The sequence below is a fragment of the Bradyrhizobium manausense genome (assembly GCF_018130615.1).
GTDB lineage: Bacteria > Pseudomonadota > Alphaproteobacteria > Rhizobiales > Xanthobacteraceae > Bradyrhizobium > Bradyrhizobium manausense_A.
This window is the reverse complement of sequence record NZ_JAFCKB010000012.1, coordinates 153,300-174,737: the sequence shown is the minus strand read 5'-3', so window position 1 is coordinate 174,737 and position 21,438 is coordinate 153,300. Positions and strand designations below refer to the sequence as shown.

Annotated in this window: 19 protein-coding genes; 3 read left to right on the top strand and 16 right to left on the bottom strand. The window is 62.4% G+C overall.

The annotated features are described in order from the left end of the window. Positions 1–19 precede the first annotated feature (19 nt). Positions 20–1,135, top strand: a complete 1,116-nt coding sequence (locus JQ587_RS22750; RefSeq protein ID WP_212426766.1) for an autoinducer 2 ABC transporter substrate-binding protein — start codon at positions 20–22, stop codon at positions 1,133–1,135. Between the two features lie 138 nt (positions 1,136–1,273). Then, positions 1,274–2,638, top strand: coding sequence for an FGGY-family carbohydrate kinase (locus JQ587_RS22745; RefSeq protein ID WP_212426765.1), 1,365 nt, complete (start codon positions 1,274–1,276; stop codon positions 2,636–2,638). Positions 2,639–2,770: 132 nt separating this feature from the next. Here the strand turns inward: JQ587_RS22745 and JQ587_RS22740 are convergent, their stop codons facing one another. The 11 genes from JQ587_RS22740 to JQ587_RS22690 form a co-directional block, all read right to left on the bottom strand. Further along, positions 2,771–3,472 (bottom strand): HpcH/HpaI aldolase family protein, encoded by a 702-nt coding sequence (locus tag JQ587_RS22740; RefSeq protein ID WP_212300655.1) that lies wholly within the window; start codon positions 3,470–3,472, stop codon positions 2,771–2,773. A 13-nt stretch (positions 3,473–3,485) separates the two neighbouring features. Further along, on the bottom strand, positions 3,486–4,289 hold the full coding sequence (locus tag JQ587_RS22735) for an SDR family NAD(P)-dependent oxidoreductase (RefSeq protein ID WP_212426764.1): 804 nt from the start codon (positions 4,287–4,289) through the stop codon (positions 3,486–3,488). 10 nt (positions 4,290–4,299) lie between these two features. Next, on the bottom strand, positions 4,300–5,982 hold the full coding sequence (locus JQ587_RS22730; RefSeq protein WP_212300653.1) for a hydantoinase B/oxoprolinase family protein: 1,683 nt from the start codon (positions 5,980–5,982) through the stop codon (positions 4,300–4,302). Between the two features lie 13 nt (positions 5,983–5,995). Then, positions 5,996–8,062 carry a hydantoinase/oxoprolinase family protein gene (locus tag JQ587_RS22725; RefSeq protein ID WP_212426763.1) on the bottom strand — a complete coding sequence of 689 codons (2,067 nt, stop codon included), beginning with the start codon at positions 8,060–8,062 and terminating at the stop codon, positions 5,996–5,998. 132 nt (positions 8,063–8,194) lie between these two features. Continuing rightward, on the bottom strand, positions 8,195–9,133 hold the full coding sequence (gene nac, locus JQ587_RS22720) for a nitrogen assimilation transcriptional regulator NAC (RefSeq protein WP_212300651.1): 939 nt from the start codon (positions 9,131–9,133) through the stop codon (positions 8,195–8,197). A gap of 121 nt (positions 9,134–9,254) precedes the next feature. Next, positions 9,255–10,463, bottom strand: a complete 1,209-nt coding sequence (locus JQ587_RS22715) for an aspartate transaminase (protein WP_212426762.1) — start codon at positions 10,461–10,463, stop codon at positions 9,255–9,257. Between the two features lie 29 nt (positions 10,464–10,492). After that, complete coding sequence (locus JQ587_RS22710; protein ID WP_212426761.1) at positions 10,493–11,233, bottom strand: branched-chain amino acid ABC transporter ATP-binding protein; 741 nt, start codon at positions 11,231–11,233, stop codon at positions 10,493–10,495. After that, positions 11,226–11,996: an ABC transporter ATP-binding protein gene (locus JQ587_RS22705; protein ID WP_212426760.1), complete on the bottom strand. Its 771-nt coding sequence runs from the start codon at positions 11,994–11,996 to the stop codon at positions 11,226–11,228. Before JQ587_RS22705 ends, JQ587_RS22710 begins: the two co-directional genes overlap by 8 nt. Further along, a complete protein-coding gene (locus JQ587_RS22700) occupies positions 11,993–12,979 on the bottom strand; it encodes a branched-chain amino acid ABC transporter permease (protein ID WP_212426795.1) in 987 nt (328 codons plus the stop codon). Before JQ587_RS22700 ends, JQ587_RS22705 begins: the two co-directional genes overlap by 4 nt. A gap of 43 nt (positions 12,980–13,022) precedes the next feature. Continuing rightward, positions 13,023–13,895 carry a branched-chain amino acid ABC transporter permease gene (locus JQ587_RS22695; protein WP_212426759.1) on the bottom strand — a complete coding sequence of 291 codons (873 nt, stop codon included), beginning with the start codon at positions 13,893–13,895 and terminating at the stop codon, positions 13,023–13,025. Positions 13,896–13,915: 20 nt separating this feature from the next. Further along, complete coding sequence (locus JQ587_RS22690; protein WP_212426758.1) at positions 13,916–15,100, bottom strand: ABC transporter substrate-binding protein; 1,185 nt, start codon at positions 15,098–15,100, stop codon at positions 13,916–13,918. A 259-nt stretch (positions 15,101–15,359) separates the two neighbouring features. On the opposite strand from JQ587_RS22690, the gene JQ587_RS22685 reads away from it, so the two are divergent. Beyond that, complete coding sequence (locus JQ587_RS22685; RefSeq protein ID WP_212300645.1) at positions 15,360–15,590, top strand: hypothetical protein; 231 nt, start codon at positions 15,360–15,362, stop codon at positions 15,588–15,590. Between the two features lie 44 nt (positions 15,591–15,634). Here JQ587_RS22685 and JQ587_RS22680 read toward each other — a convergent pair whose 3' ends face one another. The 5 genes from JQ587_RS22680 to JQ587_RS22660 form a co-directional block, all read right to left on the bottom strand. Then, the gene (locus JQ587_RS22680) at positions 15,635–17,260 is read right to left on the bottom strand and encodes an FGGY-family carbohydrate kinase (protein WP_212426757.1); all 1,626 of its coding nucleotides are present in this window, start codon (positions 17,258–17,260) and stop codon (positions 15,635–15,637) included. 30 nt (positions 17,261–17,290) lie between these two features. Next, entirely contained in the window at positions 17,291–18,019 is a 729-nt protein-coding gene (locus JQ587_RS22675; protein ID WP_212300643.1) for an SDR family oxidoreductase, read from the bottom strand. Between the two features lie 25 nt (positions 18,020–18,044). After that, on the bottom strand, positions 18,045–19,301 hold the full coding sequence (locus tag JQ587_RS22670) for a sugar ABC transporter permease (protein WP_212300642.1): 1,257 nt from the start codon (positions 19,299–19,301) through the stop codon (positions 18,045–18,047). Further along, positions 19,298–20,122 (bottom strand): ATP-binding cassette domain-containing protein, encoded by an 825-nt coding sequence (locus JQ587_RS22665; RefSeq protein ID WP_212300641.1) that lies wholly within the window; start codon positions 20,120–20,122, stop codon positions 19,298–19,300. Before JQ587_RS22665 ends, JQ587_RS22670 begins: the two co-directional genes overlap by 4 nt. A 62-nt stretch (positions 20,123–20,184) precedes the next feature. Further along, positions 20,185–21,255 (bottom strand): ABC transporter substrate-binding protein, encoded by a 1,071-nt coding sequence (locus tag JQ587_RS22660; protein WP_212300640.1) that lies wholly within the window; start codon positions 21,253–21,255, stop codon positions 20,185–20,187. Positions 21,256–21,438 lie beyond the last annotated feature (183 nt).

Below are 21,438 nucleotides of genomic sequence, written 5' to 3'. Positions count from 1 at the left end.
CAACAGGGAGGAAAACAAAATGAAGCTTGGATTAGCTGCTGCATTCCTCGGCGCGACGCTGCTGGCCGGATCGGCCTCGGCGGCGGACAAGAGATGGGACGGCGCGGACGACCTGCCTGTCAATCCGCTGGCCTGTTCGGCTAGCGAGGCCAACGCGGCACCCGCCGCCAAGCCTTATGACGGGGGCCGGCCAAGCAATGCTGCCGACAAAGCCGGCAAGCCGATCACGCTGGTCGACGTACCGAAACTGATTGGCATCGGCTATTTCAACGCGACGTCGAAAGGTATGCAGGACGCCGCCAAGGCCCTCGGCAATGTCACGGTGAAGACCGACGGCCCGACCGAAGCCAAGATCGACGAGCAGATCAAGTTCATCGACAATTACATCACCAGCGGCGTCGACGGCATTCTGTTCGCGGCCAACGATCCGGTTGCGATCGCTCCGGTTCTGAAGAAGGCGCTGTCGAAGGGCATTCACGTCGTCGGCTATGACGCCAATGCGACGCCGGACGCCCGCGAATGGTTCGTCAATCAAGCCGAGTTCAATGGCATCGCCAAGGCGATGATCGATTCGATGGCCAAGGAGGCCGGCGAGGACAAGAGCTTCGCAATCGTCACTTCGACCTTCACGACGCCGAACCAGGCACGCTGGATTGCCGAAATGTGGGCTTATGCGCAGAAGTGTCATCCCAAGCTGAAATGGCTCGAAACGGTCGAGGCGCAGGAAGACAACAACCTGTCGTTCAACCAGGCAACCACGCTGATCAACAAGCATGGCGACAAGCTCGCCGGCCTGTTCGGCATGACCTCGGTCGCAACGCCTGCTTCCGCGGAAGCCGTGACCAAGGCCAAGCTCTGCGGCAAGGTGGCGGTGGTCGGCCTCGCCACGCCGAACGCGATGAAGCCGTATGTCAACGCGGACTGTGTCAAGTCGGTGGTGCTGTGGAATCCGGTCGATCTCGGCTATGCCGCGACCTACGTGATGCGTGCCGTCGTCGACGGCAGCCTCAAGCCTGGCGCGACCTCGGTGGACGCGGGCAAGCTCGGCAAGCTGAGCGTGGTGAATGGCAGCGAGATCCTGCTTGGTTCGCCCTTCATCTTTACGAAGCAGAACATCAAGGACTTCGATTTCTGACTGAACTCGTGGCGCCCGGCCGCCAAACGCGGCCGGGTGCTTCACTTTTGGCATCCGCTATCATGTTCCGCAACAAGCCGACCATGACACGGCGATGATGTTGCGTGCCGAGATGTTCCATCTGCCTTGAGCGTGACGATGAGCCAAACGGTCGCAGTCCTCGACATCGGCAAGACCAACGTGAAGGTTGCCTTGTTCGACAACGGCCGGCTTCTCTGGGAAAGGTCCGCGCCCAATCGCATTCGGCCAGGGCCGCCCTATCCGCACGAAGATGTTGAGAGCGCGTGGAACTTCTTCCTCGATGCGCTTCGTGAGGCCGCACGCGCGCAACAGATCAGCGCGATCGTGCCGACCGCTCATGGCGCCGCCGGCGCATTGATTGGCGAGAGCGAACTCGCGGCTCCGGTCATGGACTACGAATTTGACGGCGTAGACGTGATCGAGCCCGACTACGCGAGGCTGCGGCCGCCCTTTTCAGAGAGCTTGTCGCCGACATTATCGGCCGGTCTCAACCTCGGCCGGCAGCTCGCCTATCAGAAGTGGCACTGTCAGGAGCTGTTCGCCAAAGCGAGGCATTTCGTGGGCTATCCGCAATATTGGGCGTGGCGTCTCTGCGGCGTCGCGGTCTCTGAAGTCACTACACTCGGCGCCCATACCGATCTCTGGACTCCGCGACAGGGACGGGTCTCCAGCCTCGCCAAAGCTCTCGGCGTTGACCACTTGCTGCCACCGCTGCGCCGCGCCTTCGATCCGCTCGGTCCGATCAAACCCGACATCGCCGCCGCCACCGGGCTAGCGCCTGAAACGCCTGTCTTTTGCGGTATTCACGACTCCAATGCTTCGCTTCTGCCCTACCTTGTCACGCGCCAGGCGCCGTTCACCGTGCTGTCGACCGGCACCTGGGTGATCCTGATGTCCGTGGGCCTTTCGCTTGATCAACTCGATCCGCGCGACGACACGCTTGCCAACGTCGACGCGCTGGGTCGACCCATCGCCTGCGGACGCTTCATGGGTGGCCGCGAATACGCCGTCGTCGCGGGCGGCGGAGGAAGTCCTGATCCTGGCGCCATCGAGCGCGTCATCGCCTCAGGCGCGATGGCCCTACCCTGCTTCACCGGCCATGGCGGACCTTATGCGACGGCCAAAGGCGTGATCCGCGGCGAAGTCGCGTCGCGCGATCGGACTGCGCTTGCGACGCTCTATTGTGCTCTGGTCAGCGATCTGATGCTAACGCGCATGGGAGCGGCCAGCGGTGATCTCATCGTGGAAGGAACCTTCGCCGGCAACCTTCCCTTCTGTCAGACACTCGGCGCATTGCGGCCGACGCAGCGCGTCTTTGCGGCGGAAGACGCCGCGGGCACGGCACGCGGCGCCGCGATGCTCGCAGAATGGCCTCCTTCTTATCATGTCGCGGAGCCAACCCCCGTCGATCCGATTTCGGTTGCCGGCCTGGACTCCTATCGGAAGGCGTGGACGGCGGCAGTCGAGATGATTGCTCGGTGAGTCAGACGTCGAACGGGAATTCAGCGCTCGCGTCGTGTACCTGCCTCTGCTCGCGAGCTACCTGTCAAATGCTCGGCGGGACTCATTTGGGTCATCCAGTCTCGCCGCACCGCGTGCGCTGCCGAATTGAAATCACCGCCCGAGCGCTTTTTTTATGCCCGCCAAACCGATGCGCAAGAACGGATCTGAATGGATGTAGAAATATTTCACGCCCCGCTCGAGCCAGAACGGCAGCTCGTCCGACGTCACAAGCGTCCCGGCGATCCTGCCCGCGGCGCGGATCTTCCTGACTGCGAATTCGACCCGTTCCATGACCGCTCGCGGCCGGGGTTGCCCGAATGCCGGCGCCGGTGGATAGCCCATGTTCTGGGAGAGGTCGCCGGGGCCGATGAAGAATACATCGATGCCTTCGACCGCAAGCAGTTCGTCGATGTTGTCGATCGCCCTTGGTGTCTCGATCATGGCGATGACGAGCCGCTTCTCATGATCAGCCGGGCAAGCATAGCGGACCGCATCGACGATCGCGCGAGCCTCGTCCGCCGTATCGACCATTGGGACCATCAGTCCATCGGCACCGGCATTCAGATAACGGATCAGGATCGGTCGCTCGTGGGAATGCGGACGGACGATCGCCGCACCACCCGCGCCGCGGATCGCTTGAGCGGTCACGCGTACGTCTTCAAAGCTCCAACTGCCATGCTCGCAGTCGACGAAGATCGCGTCCGCGCCAAGTTCGACCAGACGGACCGCCAGCCCCGATGAGGCGTGGTGCGGCGTGAGCATGGTGATCGCATCGCCCTTTGCGAGACGCTCGCGCAGTTTGGCTCCGTTCATGAAAAATTCCCTCTCAACTCTTCGGTTTGTCGGCGAGGCCTTCTGGCGCGCCGACCCAGCGGGCCGTCTCAATGTCGGCGGAGGTGTCACGCATGAAAGTCGGGCAGATGTGCAGCTCGGGAATCATGGCCCCCTTCTGCAGGCTGGCGCAGAGCAGAACGGCACGCGCGACATCATGCGGATTGAGCATCACAGCGCGCTCGCCATCAAGCGGCGGCCTCGCACGATTGTTCATGATCGGGGTATCAGTCTCACCCGGCAGGATGGCCGTCGCACGGATGCCCTGGTTGCGATAGGTGTTGTGCAGGAATGTCATGAAGTTCTTCACGCCGGCCTTGGCCGCACCGTAAGCGGCGCCGCCAAGCAGATTGGGATTGACGACCGCCAGCGACGATACGGTAATTACCGTCCCTTCCTTCTTGGCAATCATGTCTTCCAGCACGGCCTGGGTCAGGTTGAACACCGCGGTGAGATTGACGTTCACCGTGGCATTCCACTCCGCCTCGCTGAGGAAGCGGGCGTTCAGCACCTTGCTGGCGCTGCCGGCATTGTTCACAAGAATGTCGATCGCGCCGACATTGCGCTTGGCCCAGGCAACCGTCTCGAGAATCGCCTCGCGCGACGACACATCCAGCACATGGGCGACGGCCCTGCCGCCTGCCTTCTCGATTGCAGCGACAACCTCGCGTAGCGGATCGATCCGACGGCCCGTCAGAACGACCGTTGCGCCCTCCTGCGCCAACAGGATCGCGGTCTCACGCCCGATCCCCGTACCTGCGCCGGTGACGAGTGCGACCTTTCCAGCAAGCAGAGACATGGTTTTCCACCTATTCGGCGGCGGTCGCCGCCACGCTTGAGCGCTGATAGTCGTAAATTTGCCTCGCGGCCTCGGGCGTAATCAAGCCTTCGGCGAGATCGATTTCGATCGCAGCGGCCGCACGATCGGCTGTGCGTCCCCAGCCTCCACCGCCCGGCGTCTCAACTTCCAGGCGGTCACCGGTCTTCAGCACCACCTTGCCCTTGGGAAATTGCGGCTCGCCGTTTCTGTACACTTTTCCGGCGCGACCGGACTTACCGCTCACAACACCAAAACAGGGATGCCGCACGCGCTCCGACGCCAGGTAGATATTCATCGGATTGCAACCGAGGTTGCGCAGCACGACGCGCTGGCCGAGACCACCGCGGCTCTTGCCGGCTCCGCCGGAGTCCGGAATCAGTTCCTTGCATTCGGTGAGCGCAGGCACGGCGATCTCGAACATCTCGATCGCGGTGACCTTGCAATTCGACGGAAAGCTCAGCGTATCGAGGCCATCGAACTCGGCGCGCGCGCCCTGCCCACCGTGAAAATTCTGGACCGAGCCATATTGCGAACCGTCGTCGCGGCGGCCCACGCAATTGGCGGCCCAGATCGGTGCGCCTCCGCTGTCACCCATCACCTTTTCAGGCACCACGCCTTCCAACGCCTTGAAGATCAACGAGGGAATGACGTGCCCAATCAAGTTACGCGAATTGCCAGCCGTCCACTCCTCGGGATTGAGAATCGAGCCCAGCGGCGCCTCATCCGTGATCGGGGTGATGCAGCCCTCGTTGTTCGGCGTATCCGGGTCAAGCAGGCATTTCAGCGCATAGACCGAATGAGCGTAGCGATAGTTCGTCCGGCAGTTGATCGAGTGAAGAATTTGCTCTGACGTCCCGGTGTAGTCGACGTGGATGGACTCGTCGCGGACAATCACGGCCGCCTTCAGCGTCACGTCGGTGTCGTAGCCGTCGAGCAGCACCTCGGCGCTGTAGGTGCCGTTCGGCCACTGCCGGATCGCACGCCGAGTCTGCGCCTCGGAGCGAGTGTGGATCGCGTCGGCCAGTTGATCGACGCCATCTAGCCCATACTCGTCCAGGAATTTGACTAGTTCCCGGCCCATGACGTTGTTGGCTGCAACCATGGATTCGAGATCGCCCATCACCTCGGTCGGGAGGCGAACGGAAGCGGCAATGATGTCGAGCACGTCCTGGTTGGGAACGCCGGCCTTGTGCAGCTTCACGATCGGGAAACGAATACCCTCTTCGAAGATGTCGCTGGCTTCAGAGTGCAAGGGAGCGCCACCGATGTCGGGCAGATGCGCGATCGAACCGGCATAGGCCACGACCTTGCCGTTCTTGAAGATCGGTGTGATCATCGTCACGTCGGGCAGATGGCCGGTGCCGATCTCGGGGTCGTTGGTTGCGAGTACGTCGCCCTCTTGCAACGTTTCAGCCGGAAACTTCGGCAGGAAGTATTTCTGCGCAGCGACCGGCAGCGAGGTGATGAACACCGGAATCGACCAGGTGCATTGGGCCAGCGCACGGCCGCGACTGTCGAGCAGCACGGTCACATAATCATGGTTCTCACGCACGATCGGCGAGAACGCGGTGCGGCCGAGCACGATGTCGGCCTGATCGGCGATGAAGATCAACCGGTTCCACATCACCTGCAAATTGATGGGATCGTTGAAGTCGGCAGCATTCACGGACATGAGAGCGACGTCCTTAGGCGATGTTGATCACGAGGTTGCCATTGATGTCGACGTGGGCGGTGCCGCTCGGTCCGACGACTGCTGTCGACTCCCGCTGCTCAACGATGGCAGGTCCCTGGATCGCCTCGCCAACGGGCAGTTTATAGTGATCGTAGACTGGCGTTTCGACGAAGCCGCCGTGCTCGCTGAAATAGACTGAGCGTGTGCCCTTCCTAGCTTCCGCAGCGTGACGCGTGTGCGGACGGGTCACTTCATCTTTCTGGCCGCTGGAACGCAGGCGCCAGGTGATCACCTCGACCGACGAGCCTGCGACCGTGCGGCCAAACAGTTCGCGATAGAGCTTGTAGAAATTTCCGAGCAGTTGCTCAAAGAATTTCTCCCGCGGCAGGCGGCGATCGGGCAATGCCACGGTGATCTCGTGGCCCTGACCGACGTGGCGCATATCGACCGTGTAGGTGTTGGTGATCGTCTCCGGCGCAACGCCGGCGGCACGGACGACTTCGGCGCCTTGCGCAGAGAGATCGCTGAGCAGACGGTTCATCGCGTCGAAATCCCAATTTTCGACCTGCATCGGAAAACTCGCGGACAGATCAACCGCCACTGGCGCGATCAACAAGCCGATCGCCGAAGTCACGCCGGCCCCGGTCGGGCAGATAATGCGCTTGATGCCGAGCTTGCGCGCGATCCCATAGGCATGCACGGGGCCGGCCCCGCCGAACGCGACCATCGGCAGGCTGCGCGGATCGACGCCGAGGTCGGTTGCGTGCACCGCGGCCGCCTTGCTCATGGACTCATTGACGAGGTCGTGGATACCGAATGCGCAACGCGGCACGCTCACATCGAGGGAGCTTGCGAGCTTTGTCATGGCCGCAAGCGCGGCATCTTTCGACACCTTGAACGAGCCACCGACAAAGGATTCCGTCCCCATGTAACCGAGCAGAATGTCGGCGTCTGTCACGGTCGGCTCGGTGCCACCCCGCTGATACGCAGCCGGTCCCGGTTGCGCGCCCGCCGAACGCGGTCCGACATCGAGCAAGCCCAGCGGATTCTTCGCGGCGATCGAGCCGCCGCCGGCCCCGATCTCGATCATGCGGATCGACTGGATTTTTAAGGGAAAGCCAGAACCTTTGCGGAAGCGATGATAGTGTGCGACTTCAAGATCCGTACCGACCGTCGGTTCGCCGTTCGGGATCAGACAAAGCTTTGCGGTGGTGCCGCCCATGTCGAATGACAGTACGCTGCCCTCGCCGGCGATGCGGCCGAACTCGGCGGCGGCGACGGCGCCGGCGGCCGGCCCCGATTCAATCAGACGAACCGGCAACTCCGCAGCGCGGCTGCTCGGAACCAGGCCGCCCGACGAGGTCATCCAGAGCACCTGGCGATTGATACCCTTGGCAGCGAATTCGCGTTCGAGATGGGCGACATGGCCGGACATCTGCGGCCGCGTATAGGCATTGACCACAGTCGTCGAGGCGCGGTCGAACTCGCGAACCTCCGGACAGACCTCCGATGACAGCGACACGAAGATATCGGGATCCTCTTCCCGCAGCAGCGCGGCGATGCGCTGCTCATGATCCGGATATTTGTAGGCATGCAGCAGGCAGACGGCGACGGACTTGATGCCTTCCTCGCGCAACCGCTCGGCAATTTCGTGGACCGTCTCCTCCTCGAGCGCCGTAATGACCTCGCCGTCGGCCGACATGCGCTCGACGGCGCCAAAGCTGTGCGCGCGCGTCACCAGCGGGTCGGGATATTTCAAGTTCAGGTCGTAGAGGTCGTAACGCCCTTCGTTACGGATGCGCAGCATATCCTGAAAACCGGCGGTCGAGATGAATCCGGTCTTGACGCCCTTGCGCTCCAACACGGCATTGGTGACGACGGTGGTTGCTCCGAGCACCTGAAGATCGTCGAGATCGACGACGTCGCCAAATTGCGCGAGCAATTCGGAAACACCGCGAACCACTGCTTCGGCTGGATTGGCAGGTGTGCTCAGCACTTTGTGAAGATGAAGTTCGCCCTTGTCGTCGAGCAGTGCGAAATCGGTAAAGGTTCCCCCGGTATCGAATGCGAGCTTGGCCATCTGTTTCCTCGGAGCGATCGTCTTCGAGGGTAGGAAATACGGTTGCGACCGACCACCATAACTCCGGTCTGCCGCCATAGGTTTTGTTTATGGCCTGATCCGGCGCACAACAGGCGCCGGGCACGTTGTTGCTCAGACCGCGCGGATGCCCTGCGGATGGCTGCGCATGAGCTTCTCCACGACAGTGAGAAGCACCGATCGGGTCGCAAGCGCAGGCTCCGAGAGCGGGAGGTGGTCCGATACGCACAGCGAAACGGTTGCTTCGATGGCCGGGCGAACGAGCCGGCGAACCTCGACGCCGTCAAAGCTCGACGCACTCGCCGCCACGGACGCCGGTAAAATGGTCGAGCCGAGCCCCTCCGTCACGGCCGCCCCGAGCGCAGAGACCGACTCGATCTCCGACACGACATTCGGTGTCACCCGCGCCCGCGCCAGGGATTCGTCGATCAGGCGGCGCAGGAAATGGCCCTGGCTCGGCAGCAACAGCTTGACCTCGGCAAGCGCCGAGAGCGGGAGCGCTTCGTCGCTTTGCTTCTTTGCCGCCAACTCCGCGCGCGAGACCAGATACAACTCCTCCCGAAACAATGGCTGCAGTTTGACGCCCTTGATCGGACCGGAGCCGTAGATCATCGCCATATCCATCTTGCCGGTCATGATGAGCTCGCTCAGCACATGACCGAAACTATCGTTGATGTGGACGATGATCTGCGGATGCAGCGCGGACATCTCTTTCAGGATCGGCAGCGATAGCGTGCTCGACGCCGAATAGGTCGCAAGCCCGATCGACACGCGACCTGCAAGCGCCTTGGTCGACTGGTCGATATCGATCTGCGCCTGCTCGATCTGCTTCAGCAGCAGTTGCGCATGACGATAGAGAATGAGGCCCGCTTCGGTCGGAACGATACCGTGATTGCTGCGCAGGAGAAGCTTGTGTTTGAAGTGACTCTCGAGCGCGGCAATCTGCTGCGAGAGTGCCGGCTGCGCCGTTCGCAGCAGGCCAGCGGCCCGCGAAACGCTGCCGGCATCGACGACTTTGACAAAGCTTTTCAGCTTCCTGAAATCGACGCTCATAGGGGCCGAATACCAGCTCTGAGAATGTGATCCTGACCAGCAATATCCTTTATCTAGCCCATTGATTTCAATGATATTCCTCTCAAGCCGTCAGCCTTTCTCGTCCGTCCCCGAACAGCGCTCAGCGAAGCACCCGGCAGGCTTGCTCGATGCGGTCGCAGGCCTCCTTGATCGCCTCCATCGAAGTCGCGATCGACAGCCGGAAATACGGCGAGAGCCCGTAGGCAGCGCCCTGCACCGCGGCGAGGCCGACGCCATCCAGAAGATAGAGCACGAAATCAAGATCGTTTTCGATGACCTTGCCATCCGGCGTGGTCTTGCCGATGACGCCGGCACAGCCGGGATAGAGATAGAAGGCACCATCCGGCACCAGGCACGACAGGCCGAGAATCGCGTTCAGCCGGGCACAGGCATAATCGCGACGCTCCTTGTAGAGCTTGACACTGTCGTGAACGAATGACTGGTCGCTGGTCAGCGCATGGGCCGCAGCCGCCTGGCTGATCGACGACGGGCATGACGACATTTGCGACTGCAGCTTGTTGATCGCCGCGACCAGCGGCGCGGGACCTGCGGCATAGCCGATGCGCCATCCGGTCATGGCATAGGTCTTGGACACGCCGTTAGTGAGCAGGATGCGATCCTTCAAGGCAGGCACCGCCGCCGCGAGCGTGGTCGCAGGCTCGTCGCGGTACCAGATCTGGTCGTAAATGTCGTCGGAGAGCACGAGGACATCAGGATGGCGCTGCAGCACCGCGCCGAGCGCCTCGAGATCACTACGGGAATAGGCCGCGCCGGTCGGGTTCGACGGCGCATTGAGGATCAGCCAGCGCGTCTTCGACGTGATCGCGGCCTCCAGCGCCTCCGCCGTCAGCTTGAAGCCCTGATTCTCGGAGCATCGGACAATGACCGGCTTGCCATCATTGGCAATGACCATGTCGGGATAGGAGACCCAATAGGGCGCGGGAATGATGACTTCAGCCCCCTCCTCCACACTGGCCATCAGCGCAAGAAACAGGATCTGCTTGGCGCCGCCGCCGACGCAAATCTCGTTGTCGGCATATTCCAAACCAAGGCGGCGGTTGTAGTCGGCGATGATCGCCTTGCGCAGCGCCACGGTGCCGTTGACGGCGGTATATTTGGTCTCGCCGCGGTCGATCGCCGCATGTGCCGCTGCCTTGACGTCGTCAGGCGTGTCGAAATCGGGCTCGCCGATCGCCATGTCGACGATGTCGCGGCCAGCGGCCTTCAGCTCGCGCACTCGTGCGGACGCCGCGGTTGTCGGAGAAATCTTGATGCGCGAGACGCGCGCGGCCGGCACGAAGATCGTCACTGTGGTCGTCCTTTGAGTTGCAAGTCGTCTTAATGCTCGACGTCGGTCTCACCGCGCATGCGGCCGGTGAGGAAGAGTTCGCCGAGCTCATCGTGGGTGATGTCAGCGGGGCGACCGTCCCAGATCACCTTGCCGAGCCGCAGAATGACCGCGCGCTGCGCAACCTGCATCGCCTTCTTGGTGTTCTGCTCGACCAACAAGATGGTCTGGCCAGCCGCGTTGATGCGCAGCAGTTCGTCGAACACGATGCCGATCGCAGTCGGCGACAGACCGACCGAGGGTTCGTCGACCAACAGGATTTTTGGCCGCTGCAGCACGGCCATCGCGACCTCGAGCAATTGCTGCTCGCCGCCGGACATGTTGCCGGCGAGCGTGTTGCGACGCGTCTTCAGGATGGGAAAGAGGTCGTAGACATAGTCGCGCTCGGCCTTCACCTTGCTGTCGCGCAGCGTGTAGGCGGCCATCTGCAGGTTTTCGTCGACTGTCATCACTGGAAAGTTGCAGCGGCCCTGCGGCACCCAGGAGATTCCCTCAGCCAGGATCGCCCGCGATTTGAAGGCCGAGATGTCCTTGCCCCGCCAATTGATGCTGCCACCCTTGACGGTGGTCATGCCGTAGAGCGTCTTAAGCAGCGTCGATTTGCCGGCCCCATTCGGGCCCATCAACGCGACGAACTGCCCCTGCGGCACGTCGAGATCGACGCCGTTGAGGATGTCGAGCGAGCCATAACCCGCGCGCAGTCCCTTGATCAGGAGCGAAGATTCAGCCACCGAGATAGGCCTCCCGCACCGCCTGGTTCTGAACGATCTCGCCCGGCGTTCCTTCAGCGAGCTTGCGGCCCTGGTCGAGCACGACCACGCGCCTGCACAGGCTCGTGACCACGTCGATGTTGTGCTCGATGATCAGGAAGCTGACGCCGAACGAGGCATTGGCAAGACGAATACTCTCCACCACACGCTCGATCAGTTTCGGATTGATCCCGGCCATGGGCTCGTCGAGCAGGATGAGTTTTGGCTCCGGCATCAGCATCGAGGCGAACTGAATCAGCTTCTGCTGTCCGCCGGACAGTTTTCCCGCGGCCTGGAAGCGCACGTCCCACAGACCAGCGATCTTGATCAGCTCGCGCGCCCGCTCCCGCAAGGCCGCGACACGATTGCGCGCGGCGGCCCCGATCCCGAAGGTCGACCAGATCCCGGGAAAGGTGAACATCTGGCCGGCGATGACGAGGTTCTCCTCGATATCGAGCGCCGAGAACACGACCGTCTTCTGGAAGGAGCGGAGCATGCGCCCCTGCCGCGCGATATCGCTCAGCGACCAGCCCGTGATGTCCTGGCCATCGAGCTTCACCGCTCCTGCGCTGGGCCTCGCAAGCCCGGTCACGCAATCGAAGAAGGTAGACTTTCCGGATCCATTGGGCCCGATCAGCCCGCAGATTTCGCCGCGATCGACATGCAGGTCGACACCATCGACCGCGCGCACGGCGCCGTAGGACTTGCAAAGCCCGGAGATGTCGAGGATCGGCAGCCCGCTCATTTGCGCCTCTCGAGGAATGACCAGAAGCGGCCGATCAGCGGCGCGAACCCGTTCGGGAACCAGAACACCAGCCCGAGCAGGAAGAAGCCGTATGCGATCATGCGCAGCTCCGGCGCGACGCGCAGGGCTTCGGTAAGGCCGACGAACAGCAGGCTGCCGAAGATGACGCCCGAGATCGTCCCCGCTCCGCCGCCAAGCACGATGATCAGCATCGTCGTCGAATAGTACATCTGAAAGGTCAGCGGGCTGACCACGGTGAGGTAATGCGCATAGAGGCTCCCACCGAGGCCGGCAAAGACGGCGCTGATCATGAACACGATGAGCTTGTAGTGCCAGGTGGGAATCCCTACGGATTCCGCCAGCGTCTCGTTTTCGCGAATGGCGATCATGTTGCGGCCGGCCGGCGAGCGAACGATCAGATAGACCGCCAGGGTCGCGAGGGCTGCAATGGCGAGCACCAGATAGTAGAACCCGACGGTCCCGGACACCGTGAACGAGGCCGGTCCTAGCGCGAAGTAAGGCTTGGGAATGGCCGCCAGGCCCATGTCGCCGCGCGTCAGACCAATCCAGTTCTTCGCGATCGCTTGTCCGATGATCACGAAACCGAGCGTGCACATCACGAACGACGTCGAGCGCAGCCGCAGCGCAGGAATGCCGAGCGGAAGCGCGATCGCACCGGCGACGAGCCCGGCGGCGAGGAAATTCAGATAGAACGGCGTGCCGAAATGCACCGCCAGCAGCGCCGAGGCATAGGCGCCGATACCGAAGAACGCGGCCTGCGCCAGCGACAGCAGACCGGTGTATCCAAGCAGCAGGTTGAGACCATGGGCCGGGAGCAGGAAGATCAACGCGATGATGATCGCATGCAGCGGGTAGTTGCCGAGGAACAGCGGCGCCATGCATGCCAGCCCCGCAAGTGCAAGGCCGAACGGGATGCGCAGATCCGCCCCCGTCTTTGCGACTGGGCTCTCGGCCGGTGTCATGGTCTGGTCTCGGACGATCTCGGTCAATGTCACATCCCAGCGATCAGAAGCGTGCTTGCGCGGAGAACAGCCCGTGCGGACGCCACATCAGCACCAGCATCAGGGTCGCAAAGCCGACGGTGTCGCGGAACTGCAGCCCGACATAGGTCGCGACCAGGCTCTCGGCGATGCCGAGGATCATCGCCGCGACGAAAGTTCCGCGCACGTTACCGAGCCCGCCCATGATGATGATCGGCAGCGTCTTGAACGTGATGAGCTCGCCCATGCCGCCGTAGACGCTGACGTTGACGGGCGCGGTCAGCACGCCCGACAGCCCCGCAAGGCCGGCGCCGAGAATGAAGGTCCATAGCGCGATATGGCGAACGTCGATGCCGACGACCGCACAGCACTCGATATTCTGCGAGACCGCGCGCATCGCCTTGCCGATCCGGCTGTAGGTGACCATCAGCTCGAGGCCGACGAACACGATGAGGCCGACGATGATGATCAGGATGCGCTGCTCGGCCAGCGTGAAGCCGAACAGCGTCACCGGCTCGATGTAGCCGCCGGAGAAGAACTTGTAGCTTCCGCCGAACACCAGGATAACGGTGTTCTGCAGGATCAGCGCGACGCCGAGCGTCGCGAGCACTCCGGCCTCAGCTGGCGCCCCCACGATGCGTTGCATCACGAAGTTGCCGACCACGACGGCGATCAGCGCCGTCGCCACCACACCGATCACGATCGCTACCGGATAGGGCAGGTCGAAATAGTCGATCGCGAACCAAGCCCCGAAGGTCCCGAGCATGTAATATTCGCCGTGGGCGAAGTTAATAGCGCGCAGCACGCCGAAGATCATCGTCATGCCGACGGCAACGATCGCATAAACCGATCCGGATACGATGCCGTTAACGACCTGTTCGATGACCGTGTACAACATGTCAGTCCCGTTGCGCTGCCTTACTTCGGATAGTCGATCTCGGCCGAATAGGCTCCCTTGATCGCGGGCTTGCCGTGCTCGATCTCGAGCAGGATCATCGGCAATCGAGCTTGATTGTGATCGTCGAACGTCACCTCGCCAACTGCGCTTTCGTAGTGGATGGCGGAGAGCGCGGCGCGAACCTTCTCGCGGTCGATGCTCTGGGCCTGCTCGATCGCCTTGGCCAGCAGATGCACCGTCTCCCAATGCACATAGGCGTGATTGTTCGGCGCCTCGCCGTACTCGGCAATGAACTTCTCCACGAAGGCCTTGCTCTTCGGAGAATCATATGCCGGAAGCCAGGCGGCCGCCTCGATGGCCCCTTCGAGCGCCTTCGGCGCCGCCTTGATCGAGCTCGCCGTATTGAATTCGGCATTACCGATCAGCGGAATTTTGCCAGCGATCCCAACCTCGATCATCTGGCGACCGACGATCGGCGTCGAATCGGCGTTGCCGTACATGATGATGGCCTGAGCGCCGGAATCGCGGATCTTGGAGAGCACGCTGCGGAAATCTACCTCGCCCTCCTTGTAATAGTCTTCCGTCAGGATCTGGCTCTTGAAACGCGGAAGATATTTCTTGGTGAACTCGATGGCCGCGCGCCCATAATCGGTGTCGACGGAGAGAACGGCGTATTTGGTGAAGCCCTTCTTCTCGGCCGCATATTGCAGCACGATCAGCGCACGGTTCTCGTCGGTCGGATAGTTGCGGTAGGTCCATTTAAAGCCGCCGACGCCGGCCTTGTAGGTGATCATCGGGTTCGACGAGGCGGCATTGAGCAGGAGCACGCCGGCGTCCTCGGCCACCGGCTGCATCGCGAGCGTGACCGAGCTCGAGACGTCGCCGATGATGTAGTCGACCTGGCTCTGGTCGATCAGGCGTCGCGTCGCCGAAACGCCCTCGACCGGCGTCCCCTGGCTATCCGCGGGCATGACGCTGATCTTGCGGCCACCGACGCCTCCGGCTGTGTTGATCTCTTTCGCGGCCATTTCGGCGCCGCGCAGCGAGAAGGCGCCGTAGCGGGCATTCGGACCACTCATCGGGGCGACCAGGCCGAGCTTGACGGTACCGTCCTCGCTCCGTGCGAAGGCACCGGAGGAGATCGTCTGAAGCCCAATCAGAGCGGTTCCGATGCAAAATCCCCGTCGGCTCAACTCGATCGTCATGTCCCCACTCCGTTGCTGCTGCAAATCTATGCGCCTGACCACTCCGCCGCTTTTGCGATCTTGCTCTTGGAATTATTGCTGCGGCCGACGGTAAAAAATAGATTTGCGGCTGCGGGCGGGGGAAGCACGACTGCGGTCTGCCGCCATAGCGAATTCTTATGGCGGGTCCCTGCGTTTCGGCGTTTTGCATGGCCGACGCCTGCGCCCAAATATTCTGCGCTCATCTCCGGCCGGTACGCCCGCAGCGATCGTCGATGCAATGGAAACGCTGCGCGCGCCGCATCTCGCCGGCCTCCGGCCGACCGGTGCAGAGACCGATACCATCCTTGCCCCAAGGCGTGCGACGCTGACGACTATGCGGCTGCCTATGGAGCCACCATTCGCCGTCCGCCCGTCTGCCCGCTACAGTAACGAGACGCGTTCGCCTGTCGTCGTGGCGCGCCAGCCTGCTGCCGCCGATCCTGCGGCGGCAGTCCGGTTGATCGGCTGAACATGTCAATGAAGCGCCTCGAAGCCGCCCCGCGAGGTAGAGGTTTAAGAAGCGCTTCTAATTGTCCGGCCGACCTTCTGCAGGGCCTCAAAGGCTTCAAAGCGCCGATCGGCCCAGTCCGCCAAAGCCGCCTGGGGCTCATGGACTTCTCCCAAGACCGACATCGCCAGCATCGCCTCGCCGAGATTTGCATGGTCCCCCGAAGCGACTGATCCGAGCATCGCGGAGCCGAGAAGAACGGCCTCCGGAGATGCCGATGCAGCGACCGTCAAACGCGTCGTATCGGCGAGCACCTGTCGCACGAGGCGACTCTTTGCGGCGCCGCCGCTGACCACGATCGTATCAACTGCGATACCCTTCTCCTGCTGGACCCGAACGATCTGCCGAGCCCCGTAGCCGAGGCCGCACAGGCCGGCGAGATAAAGCGCCAGCAGGCTCTCCAGATCCGAGCGCATATCAAGTCCGGCAATCAGTGCACGCGCGTCAGGATCCGCGAACGGCGCGCGATTGCCGAGAAATTCCGGGATGACATGGAGTTCGCCGACCAAGTCCGGAATCATCCCGGCACCGCCGCGTGCTTCGACTTCAGCGGCGAGCCAATCGGCAAGCGTCTGCTGTGCCTCACTTGCAGCACGCGTCGCCTGCGCCGAATACGGATGCATCTGCAAAAGGCGCTCGATCGCAGCGCCGGCAGCCGACTGCCCACCTTCATTGAGCCAAAGCCCAGGCACCATGGCGGAGAAATAAGGTCCCCAAACACCGGGAACGAAGGACGGTTGCGTCGTGGTCGACATGGTGCAGGCCGACGTTCCGAAGACATAGGCCATCCGCGTAAGCACCGTGCCGGCCGCGCCGCGTGCGCCCACCGTACCAACACCGCCGGCGTGTGCATCGATGAGGCCTGCAGCGACGGGCGTCCCCGCCAGAAGACCGAGATCGGCAGCAGCGTCCACAGTCAGGCCCGCCGCCAGCCTTGTTCCGCCCGGTACGATCTCGGTGCCGATCCTGCGGAATTGCTCGTCCGCCAGTACACCGAGGCCGGCCGACCGGAAAAAATTGTCATCCCATCGGGCTTCGTGGCCCAGATAGGTCCACTTGCACGTCACGGTACAAATGGAGCGGGACAAGCTCCCAGTCGCACGCCAGGTCAGGAAGTCCGTCAAGTCCATGAACTGCCACGCACGGGAAAATGTGCCGGGCATGTTTTCGGCGAGCCACAGCAGTTTTGGCGTCTCCATCTCGGGAGAGATGCTTCCGCCGACATATTCGAGAACTTTCTCGCCCGTCTGGTTGATGCGGCGGGCCTGATCGGCCGCACGGTGATCCATCCAGACGATGACGTTGCGAGCGGGGTCGCCGGACGGACCGACGGGTAGCGGCTCGCCCCCTTCGCCCAACACCACCAGCGAGCAGGTCGCGTCAAAGCCGATGCCGGCAATGCTGTCCGGCGCGATGTCGGCCTGTCCAACCGTGCTACGCACGCTGCGGCACACGGCACGCCAGATGTCCTCGCTCGACTGCTCGACGATGTCGCCGGCCTCCTGCCAAAGTGCGACAGGAGCTTTGTCACTCGCAATCAGTCTGCCGGAGCCATCGAAGATTCCGGCTCGTGCGCTGCCCGTGCCGACATCGATGCCGAGAAAATAGCGGTCAGCGGATTCTTTGGTCATGAAGCCATCCAGGTCGCCGATCTGAAGATGCTACAGATCGTTGCTTTGCGGCAGAATGACGAGGTCGCGGATGGTGACATTTCTCGGACGCGTCAACATGAACAGCACCGCCTGCGCGACTTCCACCGGCTGCATCAGGCCGCCGGCCGCCATCTCCTCCTCGATCTTCTCCTTGGGCCAGTCTTTGATGAGTGCGGTCACGACAGGGCCTGGCGCAACGGCACCGACACGCAATCCGTATTTGGCGACCTGTCGGCGCACGGTATGCACGAACGCCTGCACGGCGTGCTTGGACGCAGTATAGATCGGCTCCCAGACGACAGGGACAAGGCCGGCTATCGAACTGGTGACAATGATGTCGCCGCTCCTGCGCTCCACCATGTGCGGCAAAACCGCATGGATCGACCTGAAGAGCGCATTGACGTTCAGGTTGAGCATGCGGTCCCAGGCATCGGGGTCGCCGCCGAGCACCTCGCCGCCGACATAGGCGCCTGCATTCGCATGAAAGATGTCCAGTTGGCCCGCCTTCTCCAGCACCTGCGGCATCATGGCTTCCATACTCACGGGATCGGTGAGATCGATACGCAACGGGATCGCCCGGTCGCCCAGCTCGACGCGCGCACTGCTCAGCGCTTCCTCTGCCCGATCGATCAGCACCACCCGCGCACCCGCCCCGATCAACGTTCTGGCGCATTCGAGACCGATGCCCGACGCGGCGCCGGTGATCGCGGCGACTTTTCCTGCAAGTTCCTGGGCCACGGCTTGTCCTTCTTGTGAGAGTTATTCAAGCTCGGCCATGGGACAGACGTGAGCGCCGTGCCAGCGAGTCGACGATGACCGCAATGGCAAGTACCGCGCCCGTGATCATGTACCGTAGCGAGGAGGAGAGATCGAGCAGCGTGAGGCCGCTCGCGATGGATTGGATGACGATGATGCCAAGGAGCGCGGAATAGGCGCTGCCGCGGCCTCCAAAAAGGCTCGTTCCGCCGATGACCGCGGCTGCGATGGCATTGAGGTTCACATCTCCGGTCCCGGCCTGCTGGCTGGAAGATGCAAGTCGCGCTGCGGCAAGAATGCCGCCAGCTGCGGCCAACGTGGAGCACAGCATGAACGCGGTCGCATAGACCCGGCGAACGTTGATGCCGGCCCGACGGGCCGCTTCGCGATTACCGCCGACCGCGGACATCGAGCGGCCCCATTTGGTTCGCGTCAACGCGTAGTTCATGACCACGCACAGGCCGACGAACAGACCGAACATCCACGGAACGCCGCGCCCGAGATTGAGATAATACACGATGAACTCGAGCACGATGGTAACCAGCAGCGCCTGCAGCACCATACGGCCAAGCGAACTGGCCGATAGCCCTGCCTGCCGCCGGCGCGCCGCCGTGCGGTAGCCGGTCACGAACATGACCAAGCTCGCAACTGCCGCCAGCATATAGGACACGATGGGCGGCATGACGAGCATCTGCCCGAAATCGACCAGCGGTGATCCGTAGGGAAGATTGATCGAGCCCGAAGAACCGAGCAGATACAGCTGCAGGCCGAGCCACCCGAGCAGACCGGCCAGCGTCGAGACGAAGCTCGGCATCCCCAGACGATTGAACAGAAAGGCGTAGAGCGCGCCAATGGCAGCGCCCAGGACCAACGCCGTCGCGATCGCGACGACCACCGGCCAATCCTGACCGACCCACAGCACGCCGACGAGCGCCGAAGCAAACCCGCTCACCGAACCGACCGAGAGGTCGATCTCGCCGACCATCAGGATACAGACGATGCCAAGCGAGATGACTCCCACCGTCGAGCAATCGAACAGCAAATTGACCAGGTTGTTCGGCGCCAGAAAGACAGGGTTGAGACTCTCGAATGCCGTACAGATGACGACGAGTCCGACGACCACCGGCAGCGAACCGAGGTCGCCCGACCGCACGCGGTCGACAAAAGCGCTGAACATGTTCCCAAATGTGTCCGTATGCTTGACGCGCTCGTCACTGCGATCGAGCGGCCGCGCCGTCAAAACCCGTTGCGTGTCACCCGTCATCGCCGCTGCTCCGGTGATTGATGGGCGCGGCGCCGGCTGGCGCGGCGGGAGACCGAATTTTCGTCTGCACCGGTAATCGCCGTAACGAGATCCTGGTTGGAGGCATCGGGTTCGAATTCACCGTTGTTGCGGCCAAGGCGCAGCACCACGATCCGGTCGGCGACCGCGCGGACGTCCTCCATGTTGTGGCTGATCATGATGACGCCGAGGCCGCGGGCGCGAACGCGCTCGACGAGGTCGAGCACCTCGGCGGTCTGGGCGACGCCAAGTGCGGCGGTCGGCTCATCGAGCAGAATGAGCTTCGGCTCGGTGAGCAGTGAACGCGCGATCGCCACGGTCTGGCGCTGTCCGCCGGAGAGCGACGCAACGGGCTCACGCACGCTCGGGATCCGTGCCGACAGTTCGTTGAGCAACGTCCAGGCGCGGAGCTCCATGGAGACCTCGTCGAGCCGCATGGGATTGAGCTCACGGCCGAGGAAGATATTTGCGACCACGTCAAGATTCTCGCAGAGCGCAAGGTCCTGGAATACAGTGGCAATACCGAGAGCGAGCGCCGCGGCCGGATCGGATAGCACGACCTGCTCACCATCAAAGGCGATCGTTCCGGAGGTGGGCTGATGCACGCCGGCGAGGATCTTCACGAGCGTGGATTTTCCCGCACCGTTATCGCCCACAAGTGCCACCACCTCGCCGGCATGCACGTCCAGATCGACATTGGTGAGGGCGGACACAGCGCCGAAATGCTTGGAAATTCCGCGAAGGCTCAGAACCGGCTTGCGCACCCCGCCCTGCGGGTGATCGACGTCCGAAATCATGGTCATTTCCAAGTCCGTGCTCTCGTGGTCATCCCGGCCGCCGGAGGCGGCCGGGACAGACGCAGATACTAGTTTATGCCAAGCTTTTTGCAGCCGGCAGCATAGCGGCCCGTGCAGAGCTGATCGGCCGTCTGGATCTTCTTGTCGATGATCTCCGCCTTCAAGTTCTCCTGGGTGACGACCGCCGGCACGAACAGCTTCGATGGCGCATTGAAGAGCGTGGTCTCAGCCTTGGGCGTCTCGCCGGAGAGGAATTTCACCGCCGCCTGAGCCGCCGCAGCGGCCACGATCTCGCTCGGTTTGGAGATCGTGTTGTACTGATCGCCGGCGATGACGAGCTGAAGCGCGGCAATCGTCGCATCGTTGCCGGTCACAGGCGGTACCGGATCGACGCCTGCGGCCTTGAAGGCGGCGATTGCGCCGCCGCCCGTGCCGTCATTGGCGGCCACGACGCCGAGGATCTTCTTGCCGAAGCGGGTGACCTGGCCGCTCGCCCATTGCTGCGCCTTCGGCGGCGCCCAGTCCGGCGTGTCGTATTCGGCAAGAATTGGATAGCCGCTCTGATCGAGACCTGCGTGGATGCCCTTCTTGATGAGCCCGGCAGCGGCATCGGTCGGCGATCCATTGATTTCAAGAACGCCCTCCCCCTCCTTTGCCGTGACCTTGGCGGCCTTCAGATGCTTGATGAGCGATTCAGAAATGGCCTTGCCGATGGCTTCGTTGTCGAAGGAGACATAGAAATCGACCTTGGCGTCGGGAACCGGCCGATCATAGGCAATGACCTTGATGCCCTGCGACTGCGCCATCTTGACCAGGGAGGCCGCGGCGGTCGAGTCGACCGGGTCGAGCACGATCACCTTGGCGCCCTGCGAAATCACCGAGTTGAATTGCTGTTGCTGCCGCGCGGCATCCGCGCTGGCGTTCTGGTAGATCACCTTGCAACTGTCGCAGAGCTTCTTCATCTCTGCCGCAAAGCCCGGATAGTCGTGTTGCTCATAGCGTGTCGAGGCCTGGTCCGGCATAAGGAAGGCCACGGTCGCGTTCTTCACTTCGGCGGCTCGCGATGACATGGCCGTTGTGCCGAGTAGCGACAGGGCCAAGGCAATTGTACCCGTATATTTCGGAGAGAACATTCTCATTTCGGATTTCCTTTCCGGGACTGGGTGTTAGAGTGTCGTCGTTGATCTTTTGAAATCAGGCCCTCGCTGCTTCCATCGCCGACGGCGCGATGAGCGCCGATGCTCCGAAGCCGCGCGGAATCTTGGACAGACGATTCCTGTCGCGGACCGCCATCGGCGTATCCGCGTCATTCTTGCGTAATG

Excerpts from the sequence above, each read along its gene's own strand:
- JQ587_RS22725 (WP_212426763.1), bottom strand. The coding sequence starts at position 8,062 with ATGGCCAAGCTCGCATTCGATACCGGGGGAACCTTTACCGATTTCGCA.
- JQ587_RS22685 (WP_212300645.1), top strand. The coding sequence starts at position 15,360 with ATGGAAACGCTGCGCGCGCCGCATCTCGCCGGCCTCCGGCCGACCGGT.
- JQ587_RS22730 (WP_212300653.1), bottom strand. The coding sequence starts at position 5,982 with ATGTCCGTGAATGCTGCCGACTTCAACGATCCCATCAATTTGCAGGTG.
- JQ587_RS22735 (WP_212426764.1), bottom strand. The coding sequence starts at position 4,289 with ATGTCTCTGCTTGCTGGAAAGGTCGCACTCGTCACCGGCGCAGGTACG.
- JQ587_RS22670 (WP_212300642.1), bottom strand. The coding sequence starts at position 19,301 with ATGACGGGTGACACGCAACGGGTTTTGACGGCGCGGCCGCTCGATCGC.
- JQ587_RS22745 (WP_212426765.1), top strand. The coding sequence starts at position 1,274 with ATGAGCCAAACGGTCGCAGTCCTCGACATCGGCAAGACCAACGTGAAG.
- JQ587_RS22750 (WP_212426766.1), top strand. The coding sequence starts at position 20 with ATGAAGCTTGGATTAGCTGCTGCATTCCTCGGCGCGACGCTGCTGGCC.
- JQ587_RS22740 (WP_212300655.1), bottom strand. The coding sequence starts at position 3,472 with ATGAACGGAGCCAAACTGCGCGAGCGTCTCGCAAAGGGCGATGCGATC.
- JQ587_RS22690 (WP_212426758.1), bottom strand. The coding sequence starts at position 15,100 with ATGACGATCGAGTTGAGCCGACGGGGATTTTGCATCGGAACCGCTCTG.
- JQ587_RS22695 (WP_212426759.1), bottom strand. The coding sequence starts at position 13,895 with ATGTTGTACACGGTCATCGAACAGGTCGTTAACGGCATCGTATCCGGA.
- JQ587_RS22660 (WP_212300640.1), bottom strand. The coding sequence starts at position 21,255 with ATGAGAATGTTCTCTCCGAAATATACGGGTACAATTGCCTTGGCCCTG.
- JQ587_RS22700 (WP_212426795.1), bottom strand. The coding sequence starts at position 12,979 with ATGACACCGGCCGAGAGCCCAGTCGCAAAGACGGGGGCGGATCTGCGC.
- JQ587_RS22680 (WP_212426757.1), bottom strand. The coding sequence starts at position 17,260 with ATGACCAAAGAATCCGCTGACCGCTATTTTCTCGGCATCGATGTCGGC.
- nac (WP_212300651.1), bottom strand. The coding sequence starts at position 9,133 with ATGAGCGTCGATTTCAGGAAGCTGAAAAGCTTTGTCAAAGTCGTCGAT.
- JQ587_RS22665 (WP_212300641.1), bottom strand. The coding sequence starts at position 20,122 with ATGACCATGATTTCGGACGTCGATCACCCGCAGGGCGGGGTGCGCAAG.
- JQ587_RS22705 (WP_212426760.1), bottom strand. The coding sequence starts at position 11,996 with ATGAGCGGGCTGCCGATCCTCGACATCTCCGGGCTTTGCAAGTCCTAC.